This is a genomic window from Halomonas sp. GFAJ-1 (genome assembly GCF_000236625.2).
Taxonomy (GTDB): Bacteria; Pseudomonadota; Gammaproteobacteria; order Pseudomonadales; family Halomonadaceae; genus Vreelandella.
On record NZ_AHBC01000051.1, the window covers coordinates 70,717 to 88,598 of the forward strand.

A 17,882-nucleotide genomic window follows, 5' to 3' on the forward strand; every position below is an offset into this window, starting at 1 on the left:
ACGGCGGGCGCCCTGCTTTCAGTATTGGGACGGTAAATTATGAAAAGCTGCGCTTAACCCAGCCGCTCTTCTCGCGGCGTAATGCCAAAGTGGTTGCGATAAGCGGTGGAAAAGTGCGCGCCAGAGGAGAACCCGGTCATCAGGGCGATATCCCCCACCGGGCGGTCGCTCTCTCTTAGCTGCTTGCGGGCATCCTGTAAGCGTAAATCCAGGTAGTAGCGGCTGGGCACCGCCTGAAGATATTTCTTGAACAAACGCTCTAACTGACGTCGGGAAATGCCTAGATGCTCAGCGAGTTCAAGCGTCGAGAGCGGCTCTTCGATATTGCTTTCCATTAGCGTGACCGCATCCACCAAACTTTGGGGCGCGTGGCCCAAGCGGTTGCGCAGCGGTACGTGCTGACGCTCATCGGCTAGGCGAATACGGTCGCAGACAAACTGCTCGGAGACCTGCTCCGCCAAACGCGGGCCGTGGTGCTTGCCAATCAGCGTGAGCATCATATCCATCGCGGCAGTGCCGCCTGCGCAGGTCAGGCGGTCGCGATCAATTTCAAACAGCTGCTGAGAAAGCGTGACCTGGGGGTATGCCTGGGCAAAGGCATCAAAGCGCTGCCAGGGCAGCGTCGCTCGGTAGCCCTCTAACAGTCCACAGCGGGCAAGCACCTCGGTACCGCCAGCAAGCCCACCGATAGCGACACCTCTTCCCTGATGACTGCGCAGCCACTCGTTTAGCTTAGCGGGCAACGCATAGGGTAGTGGCGTGGGCGCACACACCAGCAACATATCCAGCGGCCCAAGCGGTGCACCTAGCGCGTGCTGCGCTAGCATAGAAAGCTGCGCGCTGCTGCGCACGGGTTCATCGCTTAAACTGAGCGTGACCGTTTGATACAGCATCTGCCCGCTCAACTGGTTAGCCATTTGCAGCGGCTCAATGGCGCTTGCATGGGCCAATAGCGAGAACCCCGGCAGCAGCACAAAGGCCACCCGTTTACGTTCACTTCCAGATAGCGTCAACGTGCTTGAGAACATAGTGAGCTGTTTTGCTGCATAAAAACCGCCGTCGGCTTGAGTAGCTGTCTAATACTTGGCTAACTGTCTATTTAAAAAGCATCTTACCCAATTGTACCAATGAAGGAAGCGCCTGTTGGCCCTATATAAAAAAAGGCGTCGCACGGCTAATAAGTGAAGAGAGTGGCCGCTTGAAACGAAGCAAGACATATTGAAATGAAGTTGGCGAGATGTCAGCAATGGCCCTGAAATGCAAATTGCCGGACACAAGGTCCGGCAATCAATTTAGAAAAGGAGAAGAGTGAAGAAATTAGCCTCCACTGTTACCTGCTCCAAGAATTAAGAACCCAGCCACCACTATCCCTAGGGCTATAATCACCAGAGGAATCAGCTTATGCATCCCTCGTGGAGACTTCTTTGCCTCAGGCTGGCGCTGAGGTTCAGCGTTCTCAAAATCTTCTGGTATGCGCTGATTCAATACGTGCTCTTTTTCTTCTTCCCGAGTCTTACTTTCCCTGGTATCCATAAACGTCTCCTGTCCTCCGGTAGAAAAAGTGAGTGCGACGACCTCTAGCTAACGCAACCGCATCACCACTTATAAACTAATGACATCGAACTCAACGTTAGGGTTCACATCAGCATCGTAATCCACATCATCACGCTCAAAGCCAAATAGCTTCAAAAACTCATGCTTATAACCAGCATAGTCGGTAATTTCGAATAAGTTTTCGGTGGTGACGTCTGACCACAGATCTTGACAGGCTTGTTGCACGTCATCGCGCAGCTCCCAATCGTCCAGGCGCAAACGGCCCTTCTCATCGGTGGCCATATCGCCCGCCTGGGAATAAAGGTACTCGCCGAACAGCCGGTTAAGCTGGTCGATGGTGCCTTCGTGCAGGCCCTGCTCTTTCATTATGCGGTATACCATGGCGATATATAGCGGCATGACCGGAATGGCCGCACTGGCCTGGGTAACCACCGACTTGAGCACGGCTACATTGGCACCACCACCGCTTGTTTGCAGCTTGGCATCAATGGCGGCGGCGGCGCGATCCAAGTCTTCCTTGGCTTTGCCCAGCGCGCCATGCCAGTAGATCGGCCAGGTAATTTCAGTGCCAATGTAACTAAACGCCACGCTGCGGGCGCCTTTTGCCAGCACACCGGCATGGTCTAGGGCTTCCATCCACAGTTCCCAATCTTCGCCGCCCATCACCGTGATGGTATCGTCGATCTCTTGCTGGGTGGCAGGCTCTACTTCAGCTTCAATGATGACGTCTTTGTTGGTATCGATAGCCGTTGCACGGTAGGTATCGCCAATCGGCTTTAGGCTTGAGCGCTTAACTTCACCGGTATCCGGCAGTTTGCGCACTGGCGAGGCAAGGGAGTAGACCACTAGATCGATTTCCCCCATGTCCTGCTTAATCAACTCAATGGCTTTTTCCCGCGCCTCATGTGAGAACGCATCGCCGTTGATTGATTTACTGTAGAGCCCTTCCTGCTTAGCAAATTTGTCGAATGCAGCACTGTTGTACCAGCCTGCGGTGCCGGTTTTTTTCTCACTGCTGGGCTTTTCAAAGAACACGCCCAGCGTGTCTGCACCATAACCAAAGGCAGCGGTAATCCTAGCCGCTAAGCCGTAGCCGCTGGACGCGCCAATCACCAGTACTTTCTTAGGGCCAGCACTTTTATCTAAACCACGGGCGCGGGTCGCTTCGATCTGTTCCAGAACGTTCTGCTCGCAGCCTACAGGGTGAGTCGTCGTACAGATAAAACCACGCACTTTAGGTTTAATAATCACGTTGAACCTCTTTATCAAATTGATTTCATTATCAACATGGCAATGCCATCAGCTAGTGAGGCTATTCTAGCCGTCTCGGCGCGCTGTGTCCGCACTTGAGCTTCTCTGTCGATCGCGGCAGGATAGCGGCCTGTTAACCACTTGCCGACGAGACTCCCCATGAATGCACAGCAGCTAGTCGATGAACGCGGCGACCTGTGGCTTGCCCTGGCCCCACTTTGGCTTGACCGTGAACCCAGCGAGCGCGACTACGCCAAGATGATTGATGTGATTCAACAGCACAATATGTCACTGAAAGAACTTGAGTGGATGTTCCGCTTGGAAATGGCACCGGTTATGTCTCGACATCAGCTGTCGGTTGCCAGCGAGTGGCGCCAGTTTGATGACTATAAACTGATGAAACAGTTAGTTAGCCACAACCTGCGGCTGAAAGGCTGGCGGCGCAAGAGTTGGGCGCTATTTTCATCCTTAACCACCATGATGGTTCGCCACCGCTGGGAGGCATTAATGAGCCGTTTGATGGTGGCCCGTGGTGAGCTTTAAACGCACCGCCGAGTGACGTTCACGCTTTATCCAGCGCGGCTTCTAGTGCTAAGCGTAGCGGCAAGCCGTGGTCTTTAGGGCCAAAGCGGGCGATTACTTGGCCATCTCGCCCTACTAAAAATTTAGTGAAGTTCCATTTAATTATTTTGGTTCCCATCACACCGGGCGCCTCCCGCTTAAGAAGCACAAACAGAGGGTGGGCATTACCGCCGTTGACGTTGACCTTCTCCATCAGCGGAAAACTAACCCCAAACTGCTGCTCACCGAAGGCGCAAAAATCTTCAGCGCTCTCCGGTGACTGCCTGCCAAACTGATTACAGGGGAAGCCAAGCACCGTAAAACCACGGTCGCGGTAGCGCGTATAAAGCGTCTCCAGCTCTTTTAGCTGCGGCGTAAAGCCACATTTGCTAGCCACATTAACCACTAGCAATACTTGCCCACGCAAAGCGCGTAAATTAAACGGCTCACCCTGGTGGGTATAGCAGTCTTGATCATAAATCATCATCGCAAGGCCCCTACCTGCCTTCGCTAGCGTGTTATCACCATGCCACGGCAAATGCGGTTACGCCAGAACCGATTAACTGATTGGCCCCACTACAACACGCAGCGCTAGGGCAATCAGCAATATGCCAGTGACTCGGTTGATCCAGTGAGCGTAACGATGCAGCCAAGGCAGTACGCTTGAGTGGGAAAGGCCCACCGCCACTAGCACGTACCAGCCACCATCAATCACCATCGCTGTTGCCACAATTATTGCTTTAGCAAGAATGCTCATTTCAGGCGTTACAAACTGGCTGAGCAACGCAACAAAAAAGATAATTAACTTAGGGTTGCCCAGCGCCACTAAGACACCTTCTTTAGCGGCTTGGCGCGTGGTGGTGGTCACAGCTCCCGGTGCTAATGCCCCCGCCTTCCCTGCCCGCAGTGCTTTAATCCCTAGCCACGCCAAATACGCAGCGCCTAACCACGTAATAATTTGAAACAGCTGGGGATGGCGCACAATCAGAGCTCCCAACCCCCACACGGTTAACAGCGCATAAAACCCCACACCGAGAGCGTGGAATACAGCGGCAGTCACCCCCGGCAAGCGGCCGCCCCCCAGCGTATGACGCAACACCAGCGCCAGACTCGGCCCCGGCGACATAGCCCCCATAGCGCAGATCGCGGCCAATGATAGCCAGAGTGACAGCGGCATTCTTCTCTCCGTGGAATAAGTTATTAAGGAAGCGCTATTATACGCCAGCTTTACCTGCGTTCAGGTAATAAATGTAGGCGCTTAAATAACGCTGTTAGCATGGTACGCTGTTGGGTAAAATTTTCCCTTTTTTAATCAAGATGACGCCTGCCACGCAGGCGGTTCATGGCTAATAAGGACTTCAACATGGGTAGGGCGTTTCAAAACCGTAAGGAATCCATGGCCAAAACGGCCGCTGCGAAAACCAAGGTTTATAGCAAGTACGGGCGTGAAATCTACGTCTGCGCTAAAGCCGGCGGCACCGACCCTAACGGTAACCTAGCACTACGCGGTTTAATGGAGCGTGCCAAGAAAGATCAGGTGCCTTCCCACGTGATAGATAAAGCACTGGATAAAGCCAGCGGTGCTGGCGGCGAGGACTTTTCAACAGCGCGCTATGAGGGCTTTGGCCCAGGCAACGCCATGGTGATTGTTGACTGCCTAACCGACAACCCGAACCGTACCTTTGGCGATGTGCGTGGTTGCTTCACTAAAACCAAGAGCAAAATTGGCACGCCCGGCAGCGTGAGCCATATGTTCGACCACTGCGCTATTTTCTCGTTTTCTGGCAGCGACGAAGAAGCCGTGCTTGAAGCGCTGATGGAAGCCGATGTGGACGTTACTGATATCGAGCAGGATGAGGGCCGTATTACCGTCTTTGCTCCGCATACCGACTACGCTAAAGCCAAGCAAGCCCTGCTAGACACTTTTGGCGAGATCGACTTTGAGGTGGATGAAATTCAGTTCCTGCCACAAACCACGACACCGGTTGAGGGTGAGGATGTGGCTGTGTTTGAAAAACTGCTTGATATGCTTAACGAGCTGGACGATGTGCAGAACGTGTTCCACAGCGCAGAGCTTCCCGAAGCGAGCGCGTAGCACCCTACTGAGTTAGCGCATCGCGTGGCACAAAGATCCACCCTTCGGCCGCTGGCATCGCTGCTGGCGGCCAAGAGATGCTCTCTTTGGCATGCTCCAAACTCCAGGCAAGCAGTGCACAGAGCCAAGCATCCTGAATATCCTGCTGCTTTGGCGTTGGCTGTTGCAGCATAGCGGTATGTTCAGCGGGTAGGCTTACTCGTTGACGCAGTGCAGTAAACACCGCAGAACGCTTGGCAGGCGACGGATAGCCCTCCACCGCGCTTAGCGAACCATCCGCGCTTTGCCACTGCCCACAGGTGGCAATGTGCAGTGCAAAACGTGCCAGCAAGTGCATCCCTTTCGTGGCCTGGCTGCCAATCATATCTTTAATCGGTGAAAGGGGCGTTACGCCTCTCTGAAAGAGCCAGCGTTCGGTCTCGCGGTATAAATAAGGGTTTTCCTGAGATCGGCCAAGCGCGCTGACCGCTTCACCACGTGCAAGCGCCAGCAACGCCTGTGGAAGTGCCAGCGGGGTATCAATAGCCATCACCACACGCTCGTTGCCGCTTGCTTGATGCTGGCAAAGCGCTAGCAGGCGATGAATCAAGTCGCGACTATCGTGTGCCTCGTTAAGCGTCGTGCGCAGGTTTCCCCGCCACGGTATGCCTACTAGATTAAGCGACCTATCCAACACTACCAATGCATCGCGACTGGCAGGGTTGTTATCGCAGTTCCAACCACCGACGTCCCAGCCCATATAAAGCGTTTTAGGTGATGTCATCGACCAGTCACGTCCTGCAATTCCAATGCCGCACCAGGCGGCAACAGCGCAGGCTTAATGCCCAAGTCGCTGAGTACCTGCTTACCTCGCACGGTCATATCGGTAATAAATAAAAACTGTTGCCGTGGGTCAACGGGGTAGGCACGAATACGGTAGTGCGTGCCCCAAGGCGTCTCTTCTGCCACGACGACAACCGGCCGGTCAAACTTAAGATATGCGCTGGTAAGTGCCACATCGCGTAGCGTTTTGCGTACGCGCTCAGCCTCATGCTCTGGATGTAGGTAAAAGTGCGTAACACACTGCAAGCTGGTGCCGCCGTTATTCGCATTATGAATTGCTGAGTCCCACAGCTTGAGGTGGGGCACCGCGACCATATCATCATCAGGCGTTTGGATATCCACGGTGCGCATTCCAACGTGCTTCACCTCACCATACATCCCCTCAATACTCACCCAGTCCCCCGGCCGATAAGGCAGCTCCACTGCTGAGACCACGCCGGCTATTAGGCTACTCACGTAGTCTTTTAGGGCAAAGCCGATCGCTAAACCAAGCGCGCCTAACAGCGTTACCATATTGCGCATGGATGGCTCGATGACAACAGGCACAGCAATGGCAAGTGCAGCGATTAAAATCAGCAGTCGTGTCAGCGGCACAAGCGCAAACACGCGGAACCTCAGCTGACCATGTAGCCGATTAGCCAGCCAGTTCAAGCCATGCTGGCTCGCAATAATCAACAGCACTGTACTAACCAGCGTAACGCCGAGGATAATTAGCGCCTGGCTATCGATATCGTTAAACAGCCTGGCGTACTGCTCTTTGTCGTCCATTCCCCCTCCTAAAGCGCGTCAACTAAGTAGTTGCGGGATTCCAACAACTGTCGCACGCTGGCGTAACTGAGCGGTGAAACTTGCCAGCGCCCCTGGTGACAGCTAAGCAACCCCCGGCGTGCCAGCGATAGCCGCGCGTTTAACACTTCATGGTGAGAAAACGGGAGCACATCTCCTAGCGCCTGATCCTCCAACCCACCGTGAATTAACAGCGTATGCAGCAGCAATGTAGCCAGGTCTCCAGTCTCCGCAGGTAGCTCTGCCTCCGCCAAGGCGTCCAGCAGCCACAGCTCTTGAGACTGAGCGTCGTCTTGGGATTGTGTTGATTCGTCGCTTTCAGCAGGCTCGCGCAGTCGCTCTCGCCAATAGTGCCATGCTATACCTAAATGCCCACGGCAGTGGGCCGATAAACGCTGCAGCTCTTTATGCATCGTTTTACGCTCATTTTCGGCGTTATCGTCACTGTCGTTTGCAAGAATGGGGTTACCGGTACGGGTGCTATACACGCTGGGGCAGCTACCCTCACCCGCTAAGTTCGCGAAATAGTGAGCTAACTGTTTGCCCTCCACTGCCTGAAGAGTGAATGCTGGCGTGCCGTCCAGGCCAATCGCCTGCTGCAAATAGGCGTATGTCCAGCTGTCGCAGCCAATTACCCCACGCCCCATGCGTCCGCTTAACGCACGCTCTAGTAACTCACGCACGCCTTGTAAGCCTTGGGTATGGCGCAAAAAGTATCGCTCCAACTCTGGCAGCGCCCAATTGGGCTGGTTTTCACAACGCGCTATCCATTCAAGCTTTCCTTCAGAGAGTTCCTGGTAGGTAGGGGTAGCCAAACAGCTAACGCCCTGCTGCTTTGCCCAATAGTTAACAACGGCGCGATGCCCACCATGGGGCGGGGTAACGAAAAACACCACTGGCTCTTCTTCAAGGCCCTGCTGGTGAAGAACATGGGCAAATTCAATCGCCCCAGGCGACCAGTCCACGTTAGGCACCAGGTGGGCAAGCCGCACTTCTGGCAGGGCACGCAGTTCACTCTCTTGCTTTGCTTTATGTTCTGCGGCCTCTCTGCCCACTAGCCAACGAGTTGCCGTTTGCCAACTCCGTCGCCACTGGCTCGCCTGGGTACGCTCAGGGAGCGTAAAATCCGTTAGCTCAACTACCTTCCATAATGATGGGGCCTCATTGCTGGAGCGCTGCGCCATAAGGCTACCTTTCCGCTAGATAAGAAAATAAAGATTAGCACGCCTAACGCTGGCATGACCGCGCAACATGAACTTGTCGTCTACTATGAAGTGACTAGAAATATCTACTAAACTAATAGCTACTTAAAGTGAACGCGATGCGCAGGAGGCATATATGAGCGTGATTAACGTGACCATGGAAGAGTTACACGAGAAGCTTTCAAAGTGCATTGCCGGGGAAAGGTTGCTCATCGATCAGGATGGCAACCGCTTTAGTGCTCGCATCCAGCATGTGGGCATGACAGGCGTAAAAGTCATTCCTGAAACGGATATTAAAAATAGCACCCACGAGCCTGGAGATGTCGAGGGCACTACAGTGCCCTATGAGGATATCTGGGAGCTTGAAGTAAAAGGGGTGGTATACAGCAGGCTGTTCGACAAAGCTTAATCCGCTTAAGCCCTGAATACCTAAAAGACAGACCCATACCTAGAGGACAACACAAAGCCCGGGGCTAACGGCCCTGGGCAGTGGCTACATGCTCTAGCACCAAAGTTTCGCGGTGAATGGAAAGGCCCATGGTGGCTGGCTTGCGTGCAATAACGCTACGGTTATGACGCAGCGCTTCTTCAAGCGACACCCACCGCGCCGCCATGCCATTAGCAGTTTCGTACTCTTCCATTTTTGCTTCACCCAACGTATTGCCAATTTGGCAGGTAAACCAGTGAGATGTTTGAAACATCACATCCCACTGCTTTTTCCAGGTGGGGGTATATTCTGTTACGTAGCCAAAATGTGAGGTTACTTCGATATCCTGGGCGCCGGTCTCTTCATACAGTTCACGGTGCAGGCCCACTTCAGGGCTTTCCCCAGCGTCTATACCGCCGCCTGGAAAGCTAAAGTCATCGTAACGCTCGGTGTAGAGCAACAAAATATTGTCACCACGGGTGACGATGGCACGGGAAGCTTCACGATTTAATACCCGCACCTGCTCTAACGCAAGCGATGCGGGGAGTGCTTCGTGGACGAGATGAGCAATATGATGCATGGATCTTCCTGGCAAATAAAAGCGGCCATTCTACGCAAATGGCCGCTTTAGTTCATGCGTTCAATTAATGGCGTTAAGCGCTAATTCAAGTGCTTAAAAAGTGAGGCAGATTTTGCCAAAGTGCTTGCCAGACTCCTGATGACGGAAAGCGTCAGCAATGTCATGGAGCGCAAACTCGCGGTCAATAATCGGCCGCAGATTGGAGGCTTCAATGGCGTGAATCATCTCGATTTGGTGACGACGGCTACCGACGATAAGCCCTTGCAGCTTCGCTTGTTTAGCCATCAACTTAGCGGTTGGAATCTCACCTTCCCGGCCGGTTAACACACCAATCAGCGAAATATGCCCACCAATTTTTATGGCATCAATCGACTGCGGCAGCGTGCCGGGGCCGCCTACTTCAACCACGTGGTCTACACCTTTACCATCGGTCAACGCTTTAACCGCCTTCCCCCAGTCTGGCGTCTCTTTGTAGTTGATGGTGTGCTCAGCGCCCAGCTCCCGCAGGCGGGCCAATTTCTCATTGGAAGAGGAGGTCGCGATTACCCTTGCGCCCATCATCTTGGCAAACTGCAGCGCAAAGATGGAGACCCCCCCCGTGCCTAATACCAATACCGTATCACCCGCTTTAAGACCGCCGTCCACCACCAGCGCACGCCACGCAGTTAGTCCTGCAGTGGTGAGCGTGGCAGACTCTGCGTGGCTGTAACCCTTGGGCTGGTGGGTAAACCAGGTAGTTGGACGAATGACCTGTTCACGGGCGTAGCCGTCAACGCCATCCCCTGGTGTGGTCGTGAAATCGCCGACTCGCGCAGGGCCTTCCAGCCAGTCGGGGAAGAAGGTAGACACCACCGCATCGCCAACGGCGAACTCACTCACACCTTCACCGATTGCTTCCACAACGCCTGCCCCATCCGACATAGGAATGCGGCCATCATCAGTGGGGATCATCCCCTTCACTACAGCGTAATCGTGAAAATTTAACGAACTAGCATGCAGGCGTACTTTAATTTCGCCGGGGCCAGGTTCACCTGGAGCCGCGAGATTAACCACGTCTAATTTATCTAAACCGCCGGGGTGTTGAAGCTGAATGGCTTGCATTGCTCTCCCTCCAGTAAAACGCGCTCGATTAAAACGAGCTTTAAACGACCAGTCTACTACTAAGTGAGAGTAGTGCAATCAAGTTAAGCCCTTTCAAAACAGGCTAGTCTAGGTCGTGCCCCAAAAAACCACCGGACTGTCGCTGCCAGAGGCTCGCATAGATGCCGTTCTGCGCGAGTAGCTCCTGGTGGGTGCCGCTCTCCACCATGCGCCCTTCATCCACCACAATCAAACGGTCGAGCATAGCAATGGTAGAAAGACGGTGAGCAATGGCAATCACCGTTTTGCCTTCCATCAGCGTATCCAACTGCTCTTGAATGGCGGCTTCCACTTCTGAATCCAGCGCCGACGTGGCTTCATCCAACACCAAAATGGGCGCGTTCTTTAGCAGCACCCGGGCAATCGCAATGCGTTGACGCTGCCCACCGGAGAGCTTCACGCCGCGCTCACCAACATGGGCATCTAGACCCCGCCGGCCTGTTGGGTCGACCAAATCATTGATAAACGTATCTGCGTGGGCGCGACTTATCGCCTGCCATACATCTTCATCACTGGCATGGGGGCTGCCGTAGCGAATATTATCCCGCAGCGAGCGGTGCAGTAGCGAGGTATCCTGGGTAACCATACCAATCTGATGGCGCAACGAGGTTTGGGTGACATCGGCAATATTCTGCCCATCGATTAAAATCCGCCCGCCCTGCAGGTCGTAAAAGCGCAGCAGCAGATTTGCCAGGGTGGACTTGCCTGCCCCTGAACGGCCAATCAGGCCAATTTTCTCGCCGGGTTTGATGGTTAAACTCAGCCCGTCAAAGACGTTTTTACTCTCCCCTTTCGCCTGGGCATACTGAAAGCGCAGCGCATCAAACACGATCTCGCCGTTGGGCACGACAAGTGCTTTGGCCTTGGGGGCATCTTTGATCGTCGGCTCCTGGGCAATGGTATTCATGCCATCCTGCACCGTGCCAATGTTTTCAAAAAGCCCAGCGACTTCCCATAAAATCCAGTCGGACATAAAGCGAATGCGCATCACCAGCGCAATGGCGATGGCCAATACGCCCAGGGAAATGGCGTCCATATACCAGGCGCTAATCGCCATGCCCGCAGTGCCCACTAGCAGCAGCGTATTGAGCAGCGTTAAACAAACGCTCATCACCGTGACCAAGCGCATCTGACGGTGAACGGTGACCATGAAGCCCTCCATCGCGTCTTTCGCGTAGCCTTGTTCGCGCTCGGTATCGGCGAAGAGTTTGATGGTTTGGATATTGCTGTAGCTATCGACCACGCGCCCCGTCATCTGGGCACGGGCATCGGCTTGGGCCATAGAGACATCCCGTAGACGCGGAACGAAAAAGCGCATAATGCCTAAATAGCCCACAAGCCATAGGCCAAGGGGCAACAGCAGCCAGGGGTCGGCGCGGCCCAATAGAATCGCTGCCCCGGTAAAATAGACAACGGCGTAGACCATCAGGTCCATCACTTTGGTGACGGTTTCTCGGATCGCCAGCGCCGTTTGCATGACTTTTTGTGACACCCGCCCGGCAAACTCATCCTGATAAAACGCTAGGCTTTGGCTGAGCATGTGGCGGTGAGAAAGCCAGCGGCCAATCATGGGGTAGTTGCCGAAAATCGTCTGATGGGTCACCAGGGACTGCATTAGCACCAGCAACGGCAGGCCCACAATTACCAACAAGCCCACGCCTGCTAACCACAGGCCGTGGTGTTGCCAAAAGCTTTCTCGCTCTACGTTGCCCAGCCAGTCAACCAGCTCGCCCATATAACTGAAGAACACCACTTCTGCTGCGGAGACCAGCGCCGTCAGCAACGATACCGCCAGTAGCCACGGCCATACCGGGCGTGAGAAGTGCCAAATAAACGGCAATAACCCCTTCGGCGGCGTGGTGACCTCATCTTCCGGGTAGGGGTTTACGCGCCCCTCAAAGTAACGGAACAGCGGCGTAAGTATACGAGACAGCATGGGAGGTCCTTGCGTGAAAGGGGCAGCGGCATGCCTGCCGCCAAAAAGAGACAGCAAACACGGGCTAGCCAACCTGCGGCATTAGTCAGTAGGGCTGTGGCGGCTCGTCATCGTCGCCGTCGTCTCGCATGCGCGCCTGGCGTTCGGCCTCTTCCTCTTTAGCGTCGTCGATAACTTCCATGAGCTCATCAACATTGGCGATGTGGGTGTCAGCATCGAAGTGGCCGGTAAGCTTGCTATCCGGATGTAGCTCGCCCGACTCGTACAGCGACCACATCTCTCTGCCATATTCCGTTGTCAGCAGCTCCGGTGCGTACTGGCCAAAGTAGTTGCGCATATTATCGACATCGCGATAAAGCATGGCGGCGGCGCTGTTGTTGCCTGCGGCATCGACAGCCTGGGGCAGATCGATAATCACCGGACCGGAGGCATCTACCAGCACGTTGAATTCTGACAAGTCACCGTGGATCAAACCCGCACACAGCATACGCACGACGTCTTGAATGACTTTGGCGTAGTAGGTTTTGGCTTGCTCTGGCGTGAGCGTAACTTCGTCTAAGCGCGGCGCTACGTTACCTTCGGCGTCGCTGATCATCTCCATCAGCAATACGCCATCGACAAAACCGTGAGGCTCAGGGACACGAACGCCTGCGGAAGCAAGCCGATAGAGCGCGTCGACTTCGGCATTTAGCCACGCCTGCTCCTGCTCTTTTTGGCCATAGCGGGTTTTTTTTGCCATGGCCCTGGCCCGGCGGCTATTACGCTCTTTACGCCCTTCCTGGTACTGCACCGCCTGTTTAAAGCTACGCTGTTTGGCCTCTTTGAACACTTTGGCACAGCGTACTTCTTCGCCGCAGCGCACCACATAAACCTGCGCTTCTTTACCACTCATTAACTGCACCAGCACCTCGTCGATCATTCCATCATCGACCAGGGGCTGTAAACGTTTGGGGATTTTCATGGTTAGCTGCGTCGGCTCCTCTTTATTATCTTAACCATCTAACATTGCTATTTGAGTTCAATGTCCCGTCACTCAAAAACGGATACGGCGAACGCGGAAGGCACGCCCTTTCAGTTTGTCACGCTCAAGCTTGGCTTGGGCTTTTTGAACGACGCTATGCTCCACCGCCACATAGGCGCTGCGCGCCAAGACTTTAATTTTACCGACCTGCTCACCACTCAGCCCACCTTCGCTGGTCAATGCACCAAGAATATCCCCCGGGCGCAGCTTATCTTTTTTACCGCCTGCCAACTGTAGCGTTGCCATAGGCGGCTCAAACGGTACAGAGTGCTGTGGCTTAGGCAATGGTTCCGTGGTAATCGGCTGCTCTAGCAAGCCTTCCAGCCGCTCTAGCCGATAATGCTCTTTAGGGGTTACCAAGGTACAGGCAACACCGCTAGCGCCCGCGCGCCCGGTGCGCCCTACTCGGTGCACGTGAACATCAAGCTCACGGGCAATTTGATAGTTGAACACCGCATCTAGCTGGGCAATATCCAAACCGCGCGCCGCAACATCCGTGGCGACCAGAATAGACGCACTCTGGTTGGCAAACAGGATTAGTCGACGGTCACGATCTTTTTGCTCTAAGTCGCCGTTGAGCGCTACGGCGCTAAATCCAGCATCGGTAAGTTGCTCCGCCACCGCTTGGGTTTCGCGCTTGGTGTTGCAAAACACCACGCTGGTCGCCGGCCGATAGACCAGCAACAGCTGCTGAAGGGCGGCAAACCGCGCCTCTTCGTTCACGACTTCATAAAAGTGCTGATCAATGGTAGTGGCATCGTGAAGCTCAGCCACTTTGACAGTGACCGGATCACGCATTACGCCGCGGGTCATGGTGGCAAGGCCACCAGATGCCTGCTCATCCGGGAAGGTCGCACTGAACAGCAGCGTCTGGCGATCCGCAGGCGTGTCGGCAATGATGTCGTCAATGGTCGCCTGGAAGCCCATATCCAACATACGGTCAGCTTCATCCAGTACCAAGGTGGTCAGCGAGCCCAGCGTTAGCGAGCCTTTACGTAAATGCTCGTCAATGCGTCCGGGTGTGCCCACCACGATATGCGCGCCGTGCTCTAGCGAACCCAGCTGCGGCCCAAATGGTGCACCACCGCACAAGGTAAGCACCTTAACGTTGGGCAACCCCCTCGCCAAACGGCGCAGTTCGTCGGCTACTTGATCGGCTAGCTCCCGAGTGGGGCACAGCACCAGGCCTTGAACGACAAACGCGTCTACACGAAGCGCAGCCAGCAGCGCTAAGCCAAATGCGGCGGTCTTACCAGAGCCGGTTTTGGCTTGGGCTAGCACGTCGCGCCCCGCCAGCATCGGCGGCAGGCTTTGCGCCTGAACCGGCGTCATGTCGTGATAGCCAAGGGAGTCTAGATTCGTCAACAGCGCGGGTGAGAGCGCAAGCGATGCAAAAGAGGTGTCGGACACAAAAAATTCCTGAAGGGGCTATTCAGCCCAGCAAACCGATAATGTGAAGCACCATACCAGAAAGTGCTTTCCACTGCCTTGCTGTCTAGGTCAATGGGGAGAGCAATCGATAACGTCAACACTTACGTCGCAAGCACCGCAAAGCACCCTTGGCTCAGTGTAGCCAAGTCGTTGGGGGAAAGCTCAATCTCCAACCCACGCCGTCCAGCGCTAACGTACAACGTAGAAAACCCCTGCGCCGAGGCATCAATATAAGTAGGCAGGCGCTTTTTCTGCCCCAGAGGGCTAACGCCGCCCAGCACATAGCCAGTGGTACGCTCTACCTCCGACGGTTCCGCCATGGCCGCTTTCTTCGCCCCAGCGGCTTTAGCAATCTGCTTAAGCCCTAGCTGACAACTCACCGGCACAATGCCTACCGCCAGCTGTTTGCCATCTAGCTTTACCACCAGCGTTTTAAATACCTGCTCAACCGCTACGCCCAGTTTTTCAGCCGCTTCTTGACCGTATGACGGAGCAGCGACATCGTGTTGATACTCATGGAGCTGAAACACAATGCCTGCGCGCTTTGCACTATTAATTGCCGGAGTCATGGAGTTCTCGTCAGTTAACGTCGTTCGCCATGGCGGAAAAGCCCGTGGTGGAACAGCCCGCCTGCGAAAATAGAGGCATGATAAAACATAAACGACCGCGCCCGCTTGTTAAGCGGGCGCGGTCGTTGCGTACATAGCGGCTAACGTATTACTGGCAAGGCACCACACGACGCAACGTATCTTTCGCCCACAGGGTTTGGCCATCCGGCGTACGTCCATGCTCGTTCCAGCGCTCGGTGGTTTCAAGGCAGAAAGAACCAGCATCTTCGATACGCGGGTTAGCGCTGCTAGGGCGCTCCCCACCAATACGCATCACATCCGGATTTTCAGTCGTGTAGCGTGGGGCAACGGTAGAACTTGCGCAGCCGGCAACCAGAGCGGTTACCAGCAGCACGGGCAAACAGCGGCGCAAAGGCATGTTTTGAAACCCTCAAAATAGCGATAGTAGGCCGACACGATTTGTCGGTAGCGCTAAATATCACTGCCACTGAGTTCACGTCAACATTTATTCACACAAGCACATTATGTAACCAGGGTGATGCTGGTCACCGGACGTAAATTGCGCAGCCTGCAGTGCTGCTCAACGCTTTCGACAATCTCTTCGGCATCGTCTATTTGCTGCTTATCCAGTTGAATATCAACCATTAAGAAACTGCCTACCTGGGCCAAACGCACATCGTCATCGGCGATATCGAAGTCTGCTACTTGTTGCACCATCTCTTGGCGCACGCTGCCCACCGGCTCACCAAACATTAGCTCGCGCAGCGCACCGCGCACCATACGGATAGGCATCGGTAAAAAGTAGCTTGCAATGATCAACACCATCACGGGGTCGGCAAAGCGTGCATAGCCTGCCCAAGGGGTTAATGTCAGCCCCCAGGTAAGCGCAAACCCAAGCATCACCGCAGCACTTAGCCAGGTATCCATCTGCCACTGACGCAGCTCAGCGGCTAATAAAGACGAGCGGGCAATGCGTGCGTAGCGGCTTAACCACCACCAGGTAAGTAAACAGCCGGTTACGTTTACCACCCCAAACATCAGCGCAAGATCCAGAGTGACCAGTCGCCCACCTTGGGCAAGGCTCCATAGGGCGGACACCAGCGAAAACACGCACACCAGCGCAATCACCACGCCTTTGAGCAGTACAGCCAGCGGTTCCACCGTTAGCCGCCCAAAGGGGTAGTGATCATCCGCAGGTTTACGCGCCTGCTGAAGCGCAAACAGTGAAAGCGAGGCCAGCACTAAACTTAATAGCGAATAGCCGCTGTCGAATAAAATAGTGATCGAGCCACTGGCAAGGCCTAACACAAGCCCAGTAAAAGCAAAAAGGCTCGCAGAAATAGCGGAAAATCTAAGCGCACGGCGCTCGGCAACAAAGGGGGACACGATGTTACTCCTAAAATCTTACTTAATTTTGCGCCATCATAATGATTACACTACGGGCTAACCAATCGCTCAGTGCTAACAAAAATGGCGCTCAACAGAAGGCGTATGTCATGCGAGCAGAACAGGTACAGGCGTTTATTGATGTCACCGAGCACGGCTCCTTTGCCGCTGCGGCACGCCATACCGGCATAAAACGCAGCACTTTGAGCGCCGCGGTAAACGCACTGGAAGATAGCCTGGGGGTCGAGCTGTTTGAGCGTTCGGGCAATAGCCTACAACTCTCGGCGGTGGGCGAAAGCGTGCTGCCCGACTGTTACCGGCTGCTAACCAGCGCCAGCCGGATCAAAAAGCATTGCCAGCAGCATATGCAGGGGGTGGAAAACCAGCTGTGCATTGCCAGGGACGACGCCCTGCCCGAAGCTTTCTGGCGGCAGGTAATGCATGACTTGAAGCAGCGCTATCCGCTAACGGCCATCTCCGTCTACCTATTACCCCCACAAGAGCATCTACAGTTTGTATCGCGGCAAACGGTGGATATTGCCTTTGGCCTGTACACCGCCGAAGGCGCCTCGGTGGATGCTTCCAACCTTGCCCCTGTCAGTATGTGTTTAGTGGCCGCCCCCACTCACCCGTTAAGCCGCCTATTAAGCGTTCATCGAGACGACCTCGCCCAATATACCCAGGTGTGCCTAACCTACGACCAAGGAGACAAGCTGGTCAGCGAAGCCCTGTTCTCTACTAACTACCTGGGGCTAACCATGTTTGAGGTAATACGCGATGCGGCTATTAACGGTACGGGGTGGGCGCTACTGCCCTATCCTCTGGTGAAAGAAGCGCTGGAAGAGCACCGTCTTTGCGCGCTAAACCACGACCTCGCCCTGGAGAGCCATTACTACCGCTACGTGGAGGGAGAAAACCTGGGCGTAGTGGCCACAGCACTATTGAATAGCGTGACGCGCTTCTTAGGCACTACCCGCTAAATCGTGTTGATGGTATTTGCCAAGGGGAAACGTTGAAATTTATCAGTGGCGAAAATCGCCAATGCCTTCCACTCTGTAAAAAAGTGCTAAATAAGGAGAGCAAGGACACGCTAGAGAACCGACACAGGGGCAGTGTCATCT

Annotated in this window: 20 protein-coding genes; 4 read left to right on the forward strand and 16 right to left on the reverse strand. The window is 54.5% G+C overall.

Features of this window, described 5'->3' with window-relative positions:
- Window positions 1-53 precede the first annotated feature (53 nt).
- The 3 genes from MOY_RS14445 to fabV form a co-directional block, all read right to left on the reverse strand.
- On the reverse strand, window positions 54-1,028 hold the full coding sequence (locus tag MOY_RS14445) for a GlxA family transcriptional regulator (RefSeq protein WP_009101116.1): 975 nt from the start codon (window positions 1,026-1,028) through the stop codon (window positions 54-56).
- A 289-nt stretch (window positions 1,029-1,317) separates the two neighbouring features.
- Entirely contained in the window at window positions 1,318-1,533 is a 216-nt protein-coding gene (locus MOY_RS14450) for a hypothetical protein (RefSeq protein WP_009101127.1), read from the reverse strand.
- A gap of 69 nt (window positions 1,534-1,602) precedes the next feature.
- On the reverse strand, window positions 1,603-2,805 hold the full coding sequence (gene fabV, locus MOY_RS14455) for an enoyl-ACP reductase FabV (protein ID WP_009101129.1): 1,203 nt from the start codon (window positions 2,803-2,805) through the stop codon (window positions 1,603-1,605).
- Between the two features lie 159 nt (window positions 2,806-2,964).
- On the opposite strand from fabV, the gene MOY_RS14460 reads away from it, so the two are divergent.
- Window positions 2,965-3,348, forward strand: a complete 384-nt coding sequence (locus MOY_RS14460; RefSeq protein WP_009101131.1) for a DUF7079 family protein — start codon at window positions 2,965-2,967, stop codon at window positions 3,346-3,348.
- Window positions 3,349-3,367: 19 nt separating this feature from the next.
- Here MOY_RS14460 and MOY_RS14465 read toward each other — a convergent pair whose 3' ends face one another.
- On the reverse strand, window positions 3,368-3,853 hold the full coding sequence (locus MOY_RS14465; RefSeq protein ID WP_009101133.1) for a glutathione peroxidase: 486 nt from the start codon (window positions 3,851-3,853) through the stop codon (window positions 3,368-3,370).
- Between the two features lie 72 nt (window positions 3,854-3,925).
- A complete protein-coding gene (locus tag MOY_RS14470) occupies window positions 3,926-4,543 on the reverse strand; it encodes a LysE family translocator (protein ID WP_009101135.1) in 618 nt (205 codons plus the stop codon).
- 186 nt (window positions 4,544-4,729) lie between these two features.
- On the opposite strand from MOY_RS14470, the gene MOY_RS14475 reads away from it, so the two are divergent.
- Window positions 4,730-5,461 (forward strand): YebC/PmpR family DNA-binding transcriptional regulator, encoded by a 732-nt coding sequence (locus MOY_RS14475; RefSeq protein WP_009101137.1) that lies wholly within the window; start codon window positions 4,730-4,732, stop codon window positions 5,459-5,461.
- 4 nt (window positions 5,462-5,465) lie between these two features.
- Here the strand turns inward: MOY_RS14475 and MOY_RS14480 are convergent, their stop codons facing one another.
- From MOY_RS14480 to MOY_RS14490, 3 genes are read right to left on the reverse strand one after another with little or no spacing between them, the layout of a single operon-like run.
- Entirely contained in the window at window positions 5,466-6,224 is a 759-nt protein-coding gene (locus MOY_RS14480; protein WP_009101139.1) for a DUF429 domain-containing protein, read from the reverse strand.
- Window positions 6,221-7,051, reverse strand: a complete 831-nt coding sequence (locus MOY_RS14485; protein WP_009101142.1) for a mechanosensitive ion channel family protein — start codon at window positions 7,049-7,051, stop codon at window positions 6,221-6,223. Before MOY_RS14485 ends, MOY_RS14480 begins: the two co-directional genes overlap by 4 nt.
- A gap of 8 nt (window positions 7,052-7,059) precedes the next feature.
- Window positions 7,060-8,253, reverse strand: a complete 1,194-nt coding sequence (locus tag MOY_RS14490) for a hypothetical protein (RefSeq protein WP_009101144.1) — start codon at window positions 8,251-8,253, stop codon at window positions 7,060-7,062.
- A gap of 154 nt (window positions 8,254-8,407) precedes the next feature.
- On the opposite strand from MOY_RS14490, the gene MOY_RS14495 reads away from it, so the two are divergent.
- Window positions 8,408-8,680, forward strand: a complete 273-nt coding sequence (locus MOY_RS14495; protein WP_009101146.1) for a hypothetical protein — start codon at window positions 8,408-8,410, stop codon at window positions 8,678-8,680.
- A 64-nt stretch (window positions 8,681-8,744) separates the two neighbouring features.
- On the opposite strand, the gene MOY_RS14500 is transcribed toward MOY_RS14495, so the two are convergent.
- The 8 genes from MOY_RS14500 to MOY_RS14535 all read right to left on the reverse strand — a co-directional run bounded on the left by MOY_RS14500 (window position 8,745) and on the right by MOY_RS14535 (window position 16,761).
- Window positions 8,745-9,278 carry an NUDIX hydrolase gene (locus tag MOY_RS14500; protein WP_009101148.1) on the reverse strand — a complete coding sequence of 178 codons (534 nt, stop codon included), beginning with the start codon at window positions 9,276-9,278 and terminating at the stop codon, window positions 8,745-8,747.
- 93 nt (window positions 9,279-9,371) lie between these two features.
- Window positions 9,372-10,379 (reverse strand): zinc-dependent alcohol dehydrogenase family protein, encoded by a 1,008-nt coding sequence (locus tag MOY_RS14505; protein WP_009101150.1) that lies wholly within the window; start codon window positions 10,377-10,379, stop codon window positions 9,372-9,374.
- Between the two features lie 103 nt (window positions 10,380-10,482).
- On the reverse strand, window positions 10,483-12,354 hold the full coding sequence (locus MOY_RS14510; protein WP_009101152.1) for an ABC transporter ATP-binding protein: 1,872 nt from the start codon (window positions 12,352-12,354) through the stop codon (window positions 10,483-10,485).
- Window positions 12,355-12,439: 85 nt separating this feature from the next.
- Complete coding sequence (locus MOY_RS14515) at window positions 12,440-13,315, reverse strand: PA4780 family RIO1-like protein kinase (protein ID WP_009101154.1); 876 nt, start codon at window positions 13,313-13,315, stop codon at window positions 12,440-12,442.
- A gap of 72 nt (window positions 13,316-13,387) precedes the next feature.
- Complete coding sequence (gene dbpA, locus MOY_RS14520) at window positions 13,388-14,785, reverse strand: ATP-dependent RNA helicase DbpA (RefSeq protein ID WP_009101156.1); 1,398 nt, start codon at window positions 14,783-14,785, stop codon at window positions 13,388-13,390.
- A gap of 122 nt (window positions 14,786-14,907) precedes the next feature.
- The gene (gene ybaK / locus MOY_RS14525) at window positions 14,908-15,375 is read right to left on the reverse strand and encodes a Cys-tRNA(Pro) deacylase (protein WP_009101158.1); all 468 of its coding nucleotides are present in this window, start codon (window positions 15,373-15,375) and stop codon (window positions 14,908-14,910) included.
- Window positions 15,376-15,523: 148 nt separating this feature from the next.
- Window positions 15,524-15,793 carry a hypothetical protein gene (locus MOY_RS14530; RefSeq protein WP_009101161.1) on the reverse strand — a complete coding sequence of 90 codons (270 nt, stop codon included), beginning with the start codon at window positions 15,791-15,793 and terminating at the stop codon, window positions 15,524-15,526.
- 104 nt (window positions 15,794-15,897) lie between these two features.
- Window positions 15,898-16,761: a cation diffusion facilitator family transporter gene (locus MOY_RS14535; RefSeq protein WP_009101163.1), complete on the reverse strand. Its 864-nt coding sequence runs from the start codon at window positions 16,759-16,761 to the stop codon at window positions 15,898-15,900.
- Window positions 16,762-16,871: 110 nt separating this feature from the next.
- Between MOY_RS14535 and MOY_RS14540 the strand changes: the two genes are divergently transcribed.
- Window positions 16,872-17,741, forward strand: a complete 870-nt coding sequence (locus MOY_RS14540) for a LysR family transcriptional regulator (protein ID WP_009101165.1) — start codon at window positions 16,872-16,874, stop codon at window positions 17,739-17,741.
- The last annotated feature ends 141 nt before the right edge of the window (window positions 17,742-17,882 follow it).